Source organism: Paenirhizobium naphthalenivorans (assembly GCF_007992095.1).
Taxonomy (GTDB): domain Bacteria; phylum Pseudomonadota; class Alphaproteobacteria; order Rhizobiales; family Rhizobiaceae; genus Allorhizobium; species Allorhizobium naphthalenivorans.
In genome coordinates this window covers 19584-35153 of sequence record NZ_BJZP01000030.1, presented here as the reverse complement: position 1 = coordinate 35153, position 15570 = coordinate 19584, and the positions used below count along the sequence as shown (strand labels likewise).

The 15570-nt window shown below is 61.2% G+C and carries 14 protein-coding genes and 1 pseudogene; 2 read left to right on the top strand and 13 right to left on the bottom strand.

What is annotated here, in order from left to right; all coding sequences use genetic code 11:
- Positions 1 to 118 precede the first annotated feature (118 nt).
- The 9 genes from RNA01_RS20295 to RNA01_RS20255 form a co-directional block, all read right to left on the bottom strand.
- Positions 119 to 1321: a benzoate/H(+) symporter BenE family transporter gene (locus RNA01_RS20295; protein ID WP_147181980.1), complete on the bottom strand. Its 1203-nt coding sequence runs from the start codon at positions 1319 to 1321 to the stop codon at positions 119 to 121.
- An 11-nt stretch (positions 1322 to 1332) separates the two neighbouring features.
- Positions 1333 to 2664: an MFS transporter gene (locus tag RNA01_RS20290; RefSeq protein WP_147181979.1), complete on the bottom strand. Its 1332-nt coding sequence runs from the start codon at positions 2662 to 2664 to the stop codon at positions 1333 to 1335.
- 42 nt (positions 2665 to 2706) lie between these two features.
- Positions 2707 to 3495, bottom strand: a complete 789-nt coding sequence (gene benD, locus RNA01_RS20285; RefSeq protein WP_147181978.1) for a benzoate diol dehydrogenase BenD — start codon at positions 3493 to 3495, stop codon at positions 2707 to 2709.
- Positions 3492 to 4517, bottom strand: coding sequence for a benzoate 1,2-dioxygenase electron transfer component BenC (benC, locus tag RNA01_RS20280; RefSeq protein WP_147181977.1), 1026 nt, complete (start codon positions 4515 to 4517; stop codon positions 3492 to 3494). The genes benD and benC overlap by 4 nt, the downstream gene beginning before the upstream one ends.
- Positions 4518 to 4559: 42 nt before the next feature.
- A complete protein-coding gene (benB, locus tag RNA01_RS20275) occupies positions 4560 to 5048 on the bottom strand; it encodes a benzoate 1,2-dioxygenase small subunit (RefSeq protein ID WP_147181976.1) in 489 nt (162 codons plus the stop codon).
- Positions 5045 to 6403 carry a Rieske 2Fe-2S domain-containing protein gene (locus RNA01_RS20270; RefSeq protein ID WP_147181975.1) on the bottom strand — a complete coding sequence of 453 codons (1359 nt, stop codon included), beginning with the start codon at positions 6401 to 6403 and terminating at the stop codon, positions 5045 to 5047. The genes benB and RNA01_RS20270 overlap by 4 nt, the downstream gene beginning before the upstream one ends.
- Positions 6404 to 6526: 123 nt before the next feature.
- Entirely contained in the window at positions 6527 to 7465 is a 939-nt protein-coding gene (gene catA / locus RNA01_RS20265) for a catechol 1,2-dioxygenase (RefSeq protein WP_147181974.1), read from the bottom strand.
- Between the two features lie 73 nt (positions 7466 to 7538).
- Complete coding sequence (gene catC, locus RNA01_RS20260) at positions 7539 to 7829, bottom strand: muconolactone Delta-isomerase (RefSeq protein WP_147181973.1); 291 nt, start codon at positions 7827 to 7829, stop codon at positions 7539 to 7541.
- Positions 7830 to 7831: 2 nt separating this feature from the next.
- Positions 7832 to 9022, bottom strand: coding sequence for a muconate/chloromuconate family cycloisomerase (locus RNA01_RS20255; RefSeq protein WP_147181972.1), 1191 nt, complete (start codon positions 9020 to 9022; stop codon positions 7832 to 7834).
- Positions 9023 to 9186: 164 nt separating this feature from the next.
- On the opposite strand from RNA01_RS20255, the gene RNA01_RS20250 reads away from it, so the two are divergent.
- A complete protein-coding gene (locus RNA01_RS20250) occupies positions 9187 to 10128 on the top strand; it encodes a LysR family transcriptional regulator (RefSeq protein ID WP_147181971.1) in 942 nt (313 codons plus the stop codon).
- Between the two features lie 96 nt (positions 10129 to 10224).
- A pseudogene (locus tag RNA01_RS20245) lies at positions 10225 to 10976 on the top strand (IS6 family transposase).
- 60 nt (positions 10977 to 11036) lie between these two features.
- Here RNA01_RS20245 and RNA01_RS20240 read toward each other — a convergent pair.
- The 4 genes from RNA01_RS20240 to RNA01_RS20225 all read right to left on the bottom strand — a co-directional run bounded on the left by RNA01_RS20240 (position 11037) and on the right by RNA01_RS20225 (position 15561).
- A complete protein-coding gene (locus tag RNA01_RS20240) occupies positions 11037 to 12566 on the bottom strand; it encodes a GMC family oxidoreductase (protein ID WP_147181970.1) in 1530 nt (509 codons plus the stop codon).
- A 3-nt stretch (positions 12567 to 12569) separates the two neighbouring features.
- A complete protein-coding gene (locus tag RNA01_RS20235) occupies positions 12570 to 13613 on the bottom strand; it encodes a 2,5-dihydroxypyridine 5,6-dioxygenase NicX family protein (RefSeq protein ID WP_147181969.1) in 1044 nt (347 codons plus the stop codon).
- 137 nt (positions 13614 to 13750) lie between these two features.
- A complete protein-coding gene (locus tag RNA01_RS20230) occupies positions 13751 to 14266 on the bottom strand; it encodes a flavin reductase family protein (RefSeq protein ID WP_147181968.1) in 516 nt (171 codons plus the stop codon).
- Positions 14263 to 15561 (bottom strand): amidase, encoded by a 1299-nt coding sequence (locus RNA01_RS20225; RefSeq protein WP_170253587.1) that lies wholly within the window; start codon positions 15559 to 15561, stop codon positions 14263 to 14265. Before RNA01_RS20225 ends, RNA01_RS20230 begins: the two co-directional genes overlap by 4 nt.
- Between the last annotated feature and the right edge of the window lie 9 nt (positions 15562 to 15570).

Genomic DNA, 15570 nt, shown 5'->3' with positions numbered 1-15570 from the left:
GGCGCGTTTCAGCGTTCTTCCAATTTCGTCATCAATTCTTCAAGAAGGAATTACCGTGTGTTGCGGACGGTGAGCCAGGTTTGCTGCGAGAGGCGGTTCGCAGTCATTGGGTTCCTCCTCACGTTTCCGCGGCGCGGACGCGCCGAACAAGCGTCCATCGCAGCAATATATGCGTTGAGAGGCCGAACAGCAGCCCCCAGAAGGCGGCGCCGAGGCCAAGCAGCGACATGCCGGAGGCAGAGACGATGAAGGTGACGAGCGCGGCATCGCGATCGCCGGCTTCCGCCATGGCGACGGAGAGTGCGCCGGCAATCGTCGGGAAGAGAGCAAGCCCCGCCAATGCGGCAACCAACTCCCTTGGCAGCAAGGCGAACAGCGCCAGCACCGTCGCGGAAAGACAACCGAGGATAAGATAAAGAACGCCGCCGGAAACGCCGGCAATATAACGTCTGGCGGGATCTTCATGAGCCTCTCGACCAGCGCAGATCGCGGCGGTGATGGCGGCGAGATTGAGACCGTGGCAACCGAACGGCGCCAGAAGGGCGGAGCCGGCCGACGTCCAGGCGATCAGGGAGCGCGCGCGAGGACGCGCATAGCCGCTACCGCGCAATACGGCAATTCCCGGCACCCATTGGCCCGTAAGCGCGACGACAACCAGTGGCAGACCAATGCTGCCGGCCGCCTGCCAGCTAAAATGCGGCGTCGTCCAAGTTGGCGTGGTGAAGCGGATCGACGGCATGGAGCCGGCAAAGTCGCCGCCAAGCATTGCGACCAGGCTGCCAACCATCAGCACAGCGACAACGGCATAGCGGGGGAACCAGCGCCGCCCGACGAAAAATGCGATAAACATCGTGCCGACCAGAAGCGGCTGGGCCGGCAAGGCGACGAACGTCTTCGCGGCGAATCCGAATAGAATGCCGGCGAGCATAGCGGCGGATATTCCGACCGGCAGTTTCTCGACTATCCTGTCGAACGTGCCGGTCACCCCAATGATGAAGAGCGTCACGCTTGCAATGAGATAGGCGCCGACGGCCTCGGAAAAATCGACCGTCGGCAGGAGCGTGATGAGCAGCGCGGAGCCGGGCGCGGACCAAGCAATCACCACCGGCACCCGGTATTTCAGACTCAGCGCGATGCCGAGCACACCGCTGCCGATGGAGATTGTCCACACCCACGATTCCAGTAGCGCCGGGTCAAGACCCCGTGCCGCCTGAAAGACGATAACCAGCGGTCCGGCATAGGCGATCAACGTGGACACCAACCCCGCCAGAACGGCTGAGAGAGATGCATCCTCGCCGAGGGCGCCTTGCCTGCTGGTCATCGTCACCGTCCTTATGCGGTGGCCAGTTGCACGGTACTGGTGCGACGAGCGTTGCTGACCGCAAAGACCAGCATCGCCAGTGCCGAGATCACCGCCGGGATTGAGAAGATCAAGAAGTTCTGCTGGAGCGGCAATTCCTGCGCCAGGAGCACACCGCCGAAGGTCGGGCCGACGATAGCACCGATACGGCCGACGCCCGAGGCCCAACCCAGCCCCGTGGAGCGTACGGAGAGGTTATAGAGCTGCGCCACGCTGGCATAGAGCAGGATCTGCGTACCTATGGTCGTGGCGCCGGCGACGAACACCGCCAGGAACAGTAGCGTGGCAGGCAGGCCGAAGCCGATCAGCGCGATCGACACGGCAGCGGAGGCGAAGAAACCGACCACCACCTTCGGCAGGCCGAACCTGTCGCCGAGCCAACCGCCAACGATTGCCCCGACCATACCGCCAAAATTGAGCGAAAATAGGCTCAACAAGCTGGCCTTCTCAGCATAGCCAGCCTCCTGAAGGACCTTCGGCAACCAGGATGACAGCAGATACACGAGCAGCAAGCAGCAGAAGAACGCCCCCCACAGCATCACCGTGCGCAGGGTGCGCTGATGCCGGAACAGTTCGATGACCGATGCTGACGCGCCCTTAGCTTCGGAGCAGACAAGCCTGTCGTCACTGCCCAGGCGAGCGGACGGATTGACTTTGGCATAAATCGCTTTCGCTTGCTCCTGCCGCCCTTGGCGGATGAGAAACCCTAGCGATTCCGGCAGTTTCCACAGGATGAACGGCAGCATGAGCAGCGGAATAGCCGCGATGAAAAACATCGGCCTCCAGCCGTATTGCGGTATCATGCCGATACCAAGACCAGCGGCGACCATTCCGCCGACGGAGTAGCCGGAGAACATCAGCGCGACCATGGTGCCGCGCAGGCGCTTTGGCGCATATTCGTTCATCAGCGCCACCGCGTTCGGCATCAGCCCGCCACAGCCCAAACCGGCAATGAAGCGGAAGACCTTGAATTCCGTCGGGGAGTCCGCAAAGCCCGTCAGAAGGGTGGAGGTGGTAAACAGCAGGAAGCTGATCGCGATACCTTTCTTCCGCCCGATCCTGTCCGCGAGGGGACCAAAGATCAGCGCGCCGAACATCATCCCAAACAACGCCCATGCTTGCAGGATACCGGCCTGCGGCTTGCTCAAGCCCCATTCCGCAATCAGCGTCGGCAACACAGTGCCAGCAATGAAAACGTCATAGCCATCGACGATCAGCAGCAGCGCGCACAGCACGACCAGCATCCACTGAAATCCCCCGAAAGCATTGTTGTCTATAACATCATTCACATCGATGTTGCGCATCCTCACTCCTCCCCGAGTCGTTACGCGTTCAGTCAAAAGCTCTCAGCCGAGATCGCCTCCAGCAACGGGCAGTATGCTGCCCGTGATGTAGGATGCCTCGTCCGAGGCCAGGAACAGGATAGGCGCGACCTGTTCGTCGATGGTGCCGTAGCGCCTCATGAAGCTGGATTGCTTCACCTGCTCCACGACTTCGGCCATCCACGCTTTCTCCGCCTCTGTGTCTCCGGCGGTATTGCGCGGAATCCGGCGCAGCGGCGCCTCCGTGCCGCCGGGCGCGGTCGCGACCACGCGAATGTTGCTTTCCGCCAGTTCCATCGCCAGCGACTGGGTAATGGCATTCACACCGCCCTTCGCAGCCGAGTAGGGTACGCGGTGAATGCCGCGCGTCGCGTTCGAGGACACGTTGACGATGGTGCCCCCGCCACGGGCGAACAAATACGGCAGAACCGCGTGGCAGCAGTAAAGCGTCGGCATCAGTGAACGACGGATCTCGGCGTCGATCTGCTGCGGCTCGAACTCGGCGTAGGGACGCATACGGATCGCGCCGCCGACATTGTTGATCAGTATGTCAATGCCGCCAAACCTCTCGGCGGCAAACTGCATCGCCGCAGCTGCACCCTCATGGGTTTCAAGGTCGGCATTGAAGGCATCAACGTCATCCGTCCCCGCTTCCGCCGCAACCTCAGCAACGAAGTCGGCCCGGTCCACGAACAGCACCTTGCCCCCCTCTCCTGCGGCGCGCAACGCCACCGCGCGACCGATACCCTGGGCTGCACCAGTGACGACCAGCACCTTGCCCGCGAAACGGCCTGCGAAACGCGCCATGGTCATGCGGCCTCCTTCGCCGCCGCATTGGGCGTGAACTTCTCGTAGTGAAAGCTGTTCGGTTTCACGCCGTTTTCGGTGAAGTAGCTGCGCACGGCATCGACCATCGGCGGCGGGCCGCACAGATAGACGTCGAGATCCCCGTCATCGAGCATCTCCGCCGGCATGTGTTGCGTGACCCAACCTTTGCGCGGATGGCTGGACGCCTCTTCTGCCACCACGGTGGTGAAGTTGAAGTTGGGCATGCGCGCGGCAAAGGCCTCGAGCGCCTCGACGAGAACCAGGTCGAGGTCACGGGTAACGCCGTAGATCAGGTGAATTTTCTGCTCCGTCCCGGTGCGGGCCAGAACCTCCAGCATCGACAAGAATGGCGCAAGGCCCGTCCCGCCCGCGAGAAACAGCAGCGGACGCTCGGCGTCGCGAAGAAAGAAGCTGCCCAGGGGGCCGGTAAGGTCAAGCTTTTGTCCGGGTTGCGCCTTCGCGAGCCAGTTGCTCATCACGCCGCCGGGGATCTTCTTGATCAGGAAGCCGATGCGCCGTTCGCCGGGCGCAGAACTGAACGAATAGGAACGGCTCTGGCCACTGCCCGGAACGTCGATATTGACGTACTGGCCGGGCAGGAAGGCGGGAGCCTGTGAATCGACATCCAGTTCCAGCACGATCGCGGCGTCATTATGCGGCACCACATTGGCCACCGTGGCGACGAACTTCTGCTGCCCGGTCTTGCAAGCAACCGACGTTGTGGGGACTGAGATGACACAGTCGGAGGACGGTCGCATCTGGCAGGTGAGCACGAGACCGCTGTCAGCCTCGTCGGCAGCCAGCGCATCGTCGATGAAATCATCGCCGAGATCATAGCTGCCGCTCTCGGCGCGGCACTTGCAGGTGCCGCACACGCCGTCGGAACAGTCCATCGGTAAGTTGATCTTGTTGCGGAAGGCGGCGTCGAGCACCTTCTCACCGTCCTTGCACTCGATGAAGCGGGTCACCCCGTCCTCGAAGTTCAATGCGATCTTGTAGCTGGCCATGGAACCCTCCTCCTCAGTGCCTGCACTGTTCGGCAACGCCCGTCAGACGTGATAGACGTCAATGACTTGGCGAATGTAGTCGTTCTTCAGTACGATCTTCTTGCGCGCGATCAGCAGATCGCCGCCGCTCCTACGCAGCGTGACGAACATGGTGCCAAAGAAATGGTCAGTGACCTTGTAGCGATGGTTCAACGTGTGGAAGTTGTAGCGTATGTCAAACTCGCTCCCCCGATCCTCCAGCAATTCGACATTGGTCACGTTGTGGCTGGTGCGCGGCTCGGGCGTCGAGGCGCCGGAACGCTCGGTTTTGATGCGGAACACCCGGTCTTCAAGACCATCGCGGCTCGGATAGTAGATCAGCGAGATCTGCGACTGCGGATCCTCGGTGATCTGGTCGTCGTCGTCCCAGGCCGGCATCCAGTAGGTCACGTCAGGCGCGTAGCAGGTCAGCCATTCGTCCCATTCGCGATCGTCCAGCAGGCGCGCCTCCCGGTAAAGGAAAGCGCAGATGGCTTCGTAGGAAATGCTCATTCGACCACTCCGTTCTTTTCAGCGGAAAGCGCCTCGCGCATCACCCTCGCCCAATATTCGTGCTGACGGACGAACAACCCCTCATCCTCGGAACGCTCGCCGGAAAGGAGAGGCTTGAGCCCCATGCGCTTCGCATTGTCGTCAGGACCTTCGATCCAGAGCGGCGCACCACGCGAAAGGTCGTTCCACAGTGCGGCTGTGCCGGCATAACCGGACTGGCAAGCACGGAACTCCTCCAGATCGTCAGCGGTGCCCATGCCCGAAACGTTGAAGAAATCTTCATACTGGCGGATGCGGATCGCCCGATCCTCGGCACTTTCCCCCTTCGGCGCGAAACAGAAGATGCTGATCTCGGTCTTGTCGACGCTGATTGGCCGGGTTACGCGGATCTGCGTGCTGAACTGGTCCATCAGGAACACGTTCGGATAAACGCAGAGATTGCGTGTCTGGTTGACGATGAAATCCGCCTTGTCCCCACCCACGCGTGCACTGATCTCGTCCCGGTGGTTGTAGACCGGACGGACCTCCGGATTCATCGTGTTCGTCCACAACAGGATGTGGCCATTCTCGAACCCGTATACGCCGGCGACCGAGCGGCTCCAGCTGTTGGCATCGACTGCCTTCGTGCCCTCTTCCTTGCGCCGGCCCATGGTAGCGGCGTAGTTCCAGTGCACGGAGCTGACATGATAGCCGTCGCAACCGTTCTCCATCTGCAGCTTCCAGTTGCCATCATAGATGTAGGACGAGTTGCCCCGCAGCACTTCGAGCCCCTCCGGCGCCTGGTCGACGATCTGGTCGATGATGACCTTCGTCTCGCCGAGGTAATCTTCCAGGGGAGCTACATCCTCCTTGAGACTGCCGAACAGGAAGCCGCGATAACTTTCGAACCGCGGCACACGCGTCAGGTCGTGCGAGCCGTCCTTCGCAAACTGGGGCGGATACTGGGTGGACTTCTCGTCCTTGACCTTGAGCAGCTTGCCGGTATTGGAAAAAGTCCAGCCGTGGAAAGGACAGGTGAAACTGCCCTTGTTACCGTGCTTGCGACGGCAGAGCATAGCACCGCGATGGGCGCAGGCATTGATGACCGCATGCAGTTCGCCATTCTTGTCGCGGGTGACGACCACCGGCTGACGACCGATATAGGTCGTGTAGTAGTCGTTGTTCTCCGGAACCTGGCTCTCATGGGCCAGATAGACCCAATTGCTTTCGAAGATGTGCTTCATCTCCAGCTCGAACAGGTCTTCATTGGTGAAGATGTCGCGGCGGCAACGGAATATGCCGGCGTCCTTGTCGTCCTGAACGGCGGTCGAAAGCAGATGGTCGAGGTCCCGGGCCTTGTCGATAATCGCGGACATGAGTGATCTCCCGCATAGAGCGCGTCCTGCCGGCACGGCCCTTGCCAAAAATATCGATGATAGGGGTTCTTGGGGTTTGCTGTCGGCGGCCCCTTCCGAAAAGGGGCCGCCTGATAACGCCGGTCAGGCGGCGGCGCGCTTGCGCTGTTCGTTGATCTGGTTGTCGATGCCGTCGATCAGGGCCGTCAGATGGATGTCGAAGACAATCTCGGCGAACGGACCATTCAGGTTGTTGGCGTGAATGCTCTTGTCGTCGGTGCGCTCGATGACCGAGGGCACGAGGCCGTCGCGGGTCGCATAGGCGAAGTCGTCGTTGATGAGCGGATCGCCTTCGATGTTGATCTGTGTCGTCAGCTTGCGATGCTCGTCGGCGCTGACGAAGAAGTGGATATGCGCCGGACGCTGGCCATGGCGGCCGAGCGCGGACAGGAGCTTCTCGGTCGGGCTGCCCGGCGGAACGCCGTAGCCGCTCGGCAGGATGCTCTGGAACTTGTAACAGCCCTTGTCGTCGGCGATGATCGTACGGCGCATGTTGAACGGCGCCTGTTTGCCGGTCGGATCAAAGTGCGAGTAAAAACCGCGCGTGTCGCAGTGCCAGACCTCGACCTTGGCGCCCGGCAGCGGTTTGCCGTCGGAACCGTAAACCGTGCCATGCATGATCAGCGTATGGCCGTTGGTGTCGGTGCCGTCATCAAGGCGCGCAAAGCCGGTCGACACGGGAGCGCCGGCGACATAGAGCGGGCCTTCGATGGTGCGCGGGGTCGGGTTTTCGATGCCGAGTTCAGCGTCGATGGCGTCGAGACGCTCATCAAGGAAATGGTCGAGGCCAAGGCCGGGCGAAATCAGTCCGGCCTGACCGGCGGCGCCGAGATCGTTGAGCCATGCAATACCGGTCCAGTATTCATCCGGCGTGATGTCGAGATCGTCGATCGCCTTGAACAGGTCCGACATGATGCGGTGAACAATCTGCTTCATGCGTGGATTGCCGCCATCCTTGTCGAGACCGCTCAGCACTTTCAGGAAAGCCTGGACGTCGGGTCTGTCGAAGATCTTCACATTCATTTTTCATCCTCCTCTTGGATTGCTCAAAAAGCTTGCGCGCTCCCGTCCTCTCGGGGCGCCGTCATAAAGTGCGTTAGGTATCGTCCTCGCGGATCGCGGAGGGATGCCGCAGGAGCGGCGTCACCTCGATGTCCATGAACTTGAACAGCGGGAGGCCCGAGAGAACCTCGTGCAATTCCGCATTGTCCCTCACGTCGAAGACACTGTAGTTCGCGTACTGGCCTGCAATACGCCAGATGTGCCGCCACTTGCCGCTACGTTGCAGCTCTTGCGAATAGGCCTTTTCCCGGGCGAGGATTTCGGCCACCTCTGCCTGGGGCAAGTCGCGGGGTATGTTCACATTCATCCGTACATGAAACAGCATGATCAGCCTCCTTGCCCAACGACACCAATGGTCTTACGCAGTCCGTCGCGCGTGAAGAAGGCCACCCGCTCCTCGTCCAGTTCGATGCCGAGACCCGGCCCCGAGGGAACAGTCAGCTCGAAATCGCTGTAGTCCAGCGGTGTGGTGAGGATTTCTTCCGTCAGCAGCAACGGTCCGAACAGCTCAGTGCCCCACTGTAGTTTGGTGAAAGTGGAAAACACTTGCGCTGACGCCACCGTGCCGAAGGCCCCTTCGAGCATGGTGCCGCCGTAAAGACCGACACCGGCCGCGTCCGCGATGGCCGCGACGCGCTGGGCGTTGAAGAGCCCGCCACTCTGCTCGATCTTGACGGCGAACACATCCGCGCCACTGACCTTTGCCAATTCGAAGGCGCTTTCGGGACCGTGTAACGATTCATCCGCCATCAGCGCCACGGGAAAACGACGAACGAGCCGTGCCAGCGCGGCGGCTGTGGCGACCGGCTGCTCAACCAGTTCGCAACCGGCATCCGCCAGAGCGGCCATGCCGTAGGCGGCGTCGGTTTCGCTCCACGCCATGTTGACATCGACGCGCACCGAACTGCGCTCGCCCAGTGCCCGCTTGATGGCTGCAACATGAGCAATGTCCTCTCGCAGCGGCTTTGCGCCGATCTTCAGCTTGAAGACCTTATGCCGACGCAGGTCGAGCATCTTCTCCGCTTCGGCAATGTCCCTCGCGGTATCGCCCGAAGCCAGCGTCCACGCCACCGTCAGACGGTTGCGCAGGCGCCCACCCAGCAACTCGCTGACGGGCAGGCCGAGCCGCTTGCCGTGTGCGTCGAGCAGCGCCGTCTCCACCGCACACTTGGCGAAACGGTTCTCCTTGACCATCTTGCCGATGCGCTCCATCAGCGCCCGCACGGCCGTCGCGTCCTGGCCAACCATCAACGGCCTGAAATAGGTGTCAACCGCAAGCTTCATGCCCTCGGGGCTTTCGCCGCCATAAGCCAGCCCGCCGATTGTGGTACCCTCGCCGATACCGACAATGCCGTCGCTGCAGTGAACCTTGACCAGCATCAGCGTCTGGCCGTTCATGGTCGCGACCGACAGCTTGTGCGGACGAATGGTCGGTAGATCGACAAGCAGGGTCTCGACCCGTTCAACGACGGGGAAAGCGGCTGCGGTCGGGATAACGGATGTCAAGGTCGTGTTCATGATCCGACTTTGCGTCGGGCAGGGAACTACGTCCAACATCATTTGCGTCTGATACAATACCTTTAAGGTATCGAAATCGAAAATATGCTATATTGGCTGCACTTGCCGCAGCGCAACATATCGTTGATGATGGCAATTCAGGCATAAGGGATGGAGACAAAGGGATGGATCTTCGCCAGCTTCGCTATTTCGTGGCCGTTGCGCGGGAGCGGAACTTCACGCGCGCGGCCCAGATGCTGCACATCGCACAACCCCCCTTGAGCCGACAGATCCAGCTGCTGGAGGAGGAATTGGGCGTCCCGCTCATCATCCGCAAGAGTCGCCCAGTCAAGCTGACGGAGGCAGGCCGTCTGTTCTATGAACAAGCGTTGCAGGTTCTCGGCCGGGTCGAACAGATGCAGGCTGCGACCCGCCGGGTCGGCCTGAACCAGAACAGCGTGCTCTCCATCGGGTTCGTTGCATCGACGCTCTATGGCGGTCTGCCGTCACTGGTGCGAAAGCTACGTCAGCATGCCCCGGAGCTGGACATCCAGTTGCTGGAAATGGTCTCTGTCCAGCAAATCCCTGCGCTCAAGGAGGGCCGCATCGACGTCGGCTTCGGCCGAATGCGCCACAGCGACCCCAATACCGTCGGCATCGTCCTGCGCGAGGAACGTCTGGTCGTGGCAATTCCGAAGGACACGCCGCTCGCCCAGGATTCCTCTCCCCTGCCGGTCGCCGCCCTGGCCGGCCAGAAGGTCATCGTCTACCCCAAGGAGCCGCGACCCGGCTATGCCGACCAAGTGCTGGATGTGCTGCAGAGCCATGACGCGCGGCCGGCCGAAGTGCAGGAAGTACGTGAAATCCAGACCGCCCTGGGGCTGGTTGCCGCCGAAGCCGGCCTGTGCGTCATTCCTTCGTCCGCACGCCAAATGCGCTCGGACGTGCACTACCGGCTGCTCGAAGGAAAGGACGCAACCTCGCCAGTGATCCTCAACCACCGAATCGGCGACAACTCGCGGTATGTCGATCTCGTCAAGCAACTGATTCAGGAAATGTATGCGGAGGCCCCACCCTGGCTGGACTTGGAACACAATCTCCTCTCCCATCCACCCTTTGGCCGGTAAGGCAGCCCTTAGGCGGCCTTGTCGCAATTTTGCTGATTAACCCGATGTTGACCATAGGAGGAGAAATTGCCGCTCCGAAAATTGCGGAGCGAGCCGATGCTTCTGAATGCCCTTGCCGAAAAGCTGAAGCGCCAGTCGAAGGATGACTTCAAAGGCCGGCACTTCGAGTGCATGGCTGATTGTGCTGACAGCCAGTTGGTATTTGCGTTATCCGCTCAGCTATCGGGATCTGGAGGAGATGTTCCGCGAGCACGGGTTTGAGGTCGACCACAGTACCATCAATCGTTGGGTTTTGGCCTATGCGCCGATAATCGAGAAGCGGTTGCGTCAGTTTCGTCGGCCACATTGCGGCTCGATGCGCGTCGATGAGACCTACGTCAAGATCCGCGGCAAATGGCGCTATCTGTACCGAGCCATCAAGCATGGCAATCCAGTCGATTTCCTGCTCACTGCGAAGTGTGATCTCGATGCCGCCAAGCGTTTCTTCCGAAAAAATGCTCACGGACGAGCCATCATTGTCGCCCGGCAAGATCGGCACTGATGGCGCCAATACGTTTCCGTCGGTGATCAAAACCTCGGTCAATAGCGGGTTGCTGCATCCAGATCCCGTGCATTATGTCACAAAGCATCTCCAACAAGGCATTGAGAGCGACCATTTCCGGGTGGAGAAGAACATGCCGAAAATCGGCAGCTTTCAGTCCTTCAACACGGCGCGGCGGACGATTGCCGGTTTCGAGGCAATGCTGTGGTTGAGGAAATGCTTCGGCTTTTCCGGCTGCTGGACAGTCAACGATCAGAATGATCTCCTTGCGCGTCTCTTCGGACTGAAAACAATTAACAGAGTATAAAATCGACACCGTGCAGGAGATGATTGCGGCCCACAAAGATCTTTGCGACAGGCCCGCTGTTCACGCGTCTCCGATCTGTCGTGCAAACGTTTCGGCGATTGCCAATATGGCCGCATGGATCGGACCCGCTGTCAGGCTCGGCAGCACGGAGCCGTCGACGACATACAGATTGTCCAAACCGCGTAGGCGCAGGCTGGAATCGACGACCGCGGCATCGTCCTTACCCATCCGGCAGGTCCCGGAAGGATGGTGATGCGTGATTGCTGCCTTGGCGATGAAGGCGTCGATTTCCTCCGTCGTGTCGAGCGGACCCGGCAGAAGCTCCTGGCTGCGCCACTCGTCGAGTTCGGCCTGCTGTCCGATCTCCCGTGCGGCGGCTAAGGCTGCGCGGAACATAAGGCGATCGTGCTCGGTCTGCAGGTAGCATGGGTCGATCTGCAACGGATCGGTTATTTCCGCTCCAGAAATGCGCACATCACCGCGGCTTGTGGGGTGCGTCACACCGAACAGGAAGGAATAGGCCGTTCCCGGTGCGGGGGCCTTGAAGCTTTCCGAGACAATCGGAGCGACGCCGCAGCCGACCACGATTTCCGGCTGGCCATCCGCGCCGAAATCGCCGGCGCGCATATAGGCCATGCTTTCGGAATGCTGCAGGCGCGACGGTGGCACTTCTCGCCGCGCGGCATAGAGATTGCCCGCTCCGAGCAGATGGTCCATCAAGTTGCGGCCAAGATCCGGAGACTTGACACGGCAGGCGACGCCAGCCTGTTTCAGCACGTCTTCAGGACCGATCCCGGAGCGCATCAACAGTGCCGGGCTCTCCAGCGAGCCGGCCGACAGGACGACGGTGTCGGCGCTGATGCTGGCACTGCCGTTCGGTCCGAGCACATCAAGGGTCGAGACCTTCGATCCGTCGAGCTTGAGGTTGCGTACGAGCGTCTCGGTCATGACCGTCAGGTTTTGCCGCGCGCGCACCGACGGCGTGAGCCAGGCCTCGGCCACCGTGACGCGCCGACCGTCCCTGATCATCAGGGAATTGGGTGTGACGCCGACCATCTTGCCGGTGTTGTGACCCGGGATGCGCGGAAGGCCCAGGGCTTCACCCGCCCGCATATAGGCTTGGGCCAGGGGGCTCACCTCATCGTCAGGGATCCAGACGGGCATCGGTCCACCCTTGCCGTGGATGCCGTCGCCGCCGAGCGAATGGTCTTCGATGGCGAGGAAGGCCGGCAGCAGGCCGTCCCAGCTCCAGCGCTCGTCGCCCGTCGCCTCCGCCCAGACAGCGAAATCGGCCGGGTGACCGCGCATGTAGCCCAAGGCATGCAGCAGGCTCGAGCCACCGAGCGCCTTGCCGCGCGCCCAGGCGTGACTGCGTCCCGCCGTCCCCTTCTGGGAAAGGGTGCGGTAGTCCCAGTCATAGTTACGATGCTGGATCGACGGCCACATGGACGGCTTCCAGATGTCGGGATCCGTCGGCTCGCCGCCCACTTCGATCAAAAGCACTTGCCGCGCCGGATCCTCGCTGAGGCGGGCCGCGAGAAGGGCACCGGCGGAGCCGGCGCCAACAATTGCCAGGTCATAGTGCGTCATGGCTTACTTCTGATCTTCGGGGACAACCACCCCATCCAGCGTCATGACCTCGCCGTCCAGCGAAACCGAGCAGTTGCGAATCGGAATGTCGAGATGGCAGGGCGTGTCGCGGTCGCCGCCTGCCTCTGTGTTCGGCCCCGATGACCAGAGGAAATTGCCGGCAAAGGAGCGAGCATCCATGCCGAGCTGCGCTTCGGGATTGTAGAGGCCGAGAACCGTCCAGTTCGCACGGTTCTCAAGACCCCAGCCGACATGCGCCATCGCGTAGGCCCGGGGATCGTTGAAACTCTCCATGAAGGTCCGCATGAATTCGGCGTCGTAACCACCCTTGATGTCGACGATGTAGCCTTTTTCAATCGTCACGGTGATGGGTGCGCGCGCATACTTCTTGAACGGCAGGAGGATGTCGCCTTCGTCGATCACGATCGTACCCTCGGCGCTGCCTTCGTCGGGCCAGCGGGCAGAGAAGCAGCTCGGCCAGTGGTCCCAGCGACCCGGCTCGTCGGCGAGACCATACTGGGTCAGCACCGGATACTGGCCCAGACGACAGCGGAAGTCCGTGCCCGCCTTCGAGGTCACATGCATTTCCCGCGCGGCGCCGATCTTGCGCGCTGCCGCAAGAACACGGGCCTTATCTTCAGGACGTGGGATCTGGCGCATCATGATCTCCGGCGGCTCGACCGCCAGCAGCATGCGCGTGCCGCCCTTCAGCACCTCCTCCTGCTCTTTCGAGAACAGGAGCTGCAGGGTGTCGATTACCAAGTCGGAGGCCTGGAGGCAGGCAAGTGCTGCGCTGTTTCCTTCAAGAGGCGTCTTGCCGACATAGCCGGACTTGTCGGGCGAAAGCGCCTTTTCGCCGTTCATCGGAGCAAGGTTCAGTTCCGTGACCACCGCCCCCAGATCTGATGCGGCGAGCTTGGCGATGTAGGCAATCTGCTTGTTGCTGTCGTCGCCGGTCAGGATAGTGACCTGTTCACCCTGTTTCAGGTTGCACATTCCGAGCACCTGTCTCCAGCCCTTCAAGAATTGCGCGTCACTGATTGCCATGATGTCGTACCTCCGTTGGGCCATTGCCCGTTGAATTTGTGGCTGTGACCAGGCGCGGATCCGGTCGGGCCGGATCGAAGGCGCTCTCTGCTTTTTGTCTTGTGGTCGAAAAGCCGGTTCCCGATTTCGCTGGTCGTTCAGAGCGCTGTCTGGTTGGCCAACGAGAAAAAATTGCGATTGTAATGAAGCAGTGGCGATGTTTCCGGTCCGAAGCGAATGGCCTTCACATTGCCGATGAAAATGGAATGGCTGGCGGTTTCTGAAACCGACGCGATCTCGCAGTCGAGATTGGCCATCGCGTCATCGAGGGCCGGGGCGCCGGTTGCCAGATGCGTCCAGCCGTAGGGTGCGAACTTGTCTTCCCCCATCTCCCCGATCTGGCCGGCAAACCGCATGGCGATTTCGCGCTGACCGTCGGCGAGGATGTTGACGCAGAAGCTTCCGGCGGCGGTGATCGCCTTGTGCGCTTCGCCGAAACGATTGACGCAGACCAGCATTGAGGGAGGTGTCATCGACATCGAGCAGACTGCCGTCGCCGTCAACCCACGGCGGGTCACTCCCTCGCCTGCGGTAATGATGTTCACGGTCGCTGCCAGCTGCCGCATTGCCGTGCGAAAGTCGTCCGTTAACTGATCTGCTGGGAGTTCGGTCATTTGATACCTCTTTTGGCGGCAATGGCGGTTTCGAGGAACAGTGCTGCGGAAACCAGGCGATGGTCCGAGCCGCGGGCGCCGACAAGCTGGACGCCGACCGGCATGCCCTGCGGGCCTTTGGTGACCGGGAGGCAGATCAGCGGTACCTGCAAGACGCTCCAGAGCCGGTTGAAGATTGGGTCTCCCGTCGCCATACCCTTCGGCGCTTCGCCGGGAGCGGCCAGCGTCAGGACGGCATCAAAGCGGGACAGGATCGAATCCATCAGATGGCGGATGCCCGGGATCTCGGCCATTGCAGAGCGGTAACGGATCTCGTCGATGCGTCCCTGATCTTCGAGCATGGATCGCGTCACGGGAGTCAGGCCGTCCCAATGACGGGCAATCTCGAAGGCGAGCGATTGGGTCACTTCCCAACCCATGACCGATTCATGCAGATCGAAAATGCCGTCATACCAGGCCGGCGCCGGAATGACCGTCGTTTCCGCACCGGCCGCTTTCGCGACAGATGCAAGTTGCTCGACCGCTTCGATCGAGCAAGCCTCGGCCTTGTCAAGACGGGTTCCGATCAGGATCCCGATGCGCGGCCGCGCAGGCGGAGTCGGGGTCTCTAGATCGGACCGGCCACTGAGAGCCGCAGCACAATGGGCCGCATCTGCGATATTGCGTGTGATGATGCCGAGCGTATCGAGCCCATGGCACAGCACCTTGATGCCGACCGTATTGATCAGTCCGAAGCTCGGCTTGAACGCAGTCACGCCGCAGAAGCTGGCCGGACGGATGACCGAGCCGGAGGTCTGTGTGCCGAACGCCACGGGCACCATACCGGCTGCGACCGCGGCACATGAGCCCGACGACGAACCGCCGGGCGTATGGGCGGGATTGTGCGGATTGCGCGTCTTGTTTGGGCTCGCCATCGCCAGTTCGGTGCTGACCGTCTTGCCGAGGATCAATCCTCCGGCGTTCTTGGCGTTCTGTACCGCCGCCGCATCCCACGGAGGCTGAAAACCATCGTAGATCGAGGTGCCATAGCCTGTCGGCATATCGGCCGTGTCGATGACATCCTTCACACCGATCGGTACGCCTGCGAGGAGACCTGTCGCGCCCTGCCGGTCCATTGCGTCGGCGGAGGCAAGTGCCTGATCGGCATCGAGATGCTGCCAGGCCATCACCGGCCCGTCAGTCTCGTCAATATGTCTCAGGTGCGCCTCCGTGACAGCGCGCACCGTCAAGGCGCGGGCGCGTATGGCCGAGGCAATGTCCCGTACGTTCAATGCGAGGATGTCTTTGTCTTTCACAGGATTTCT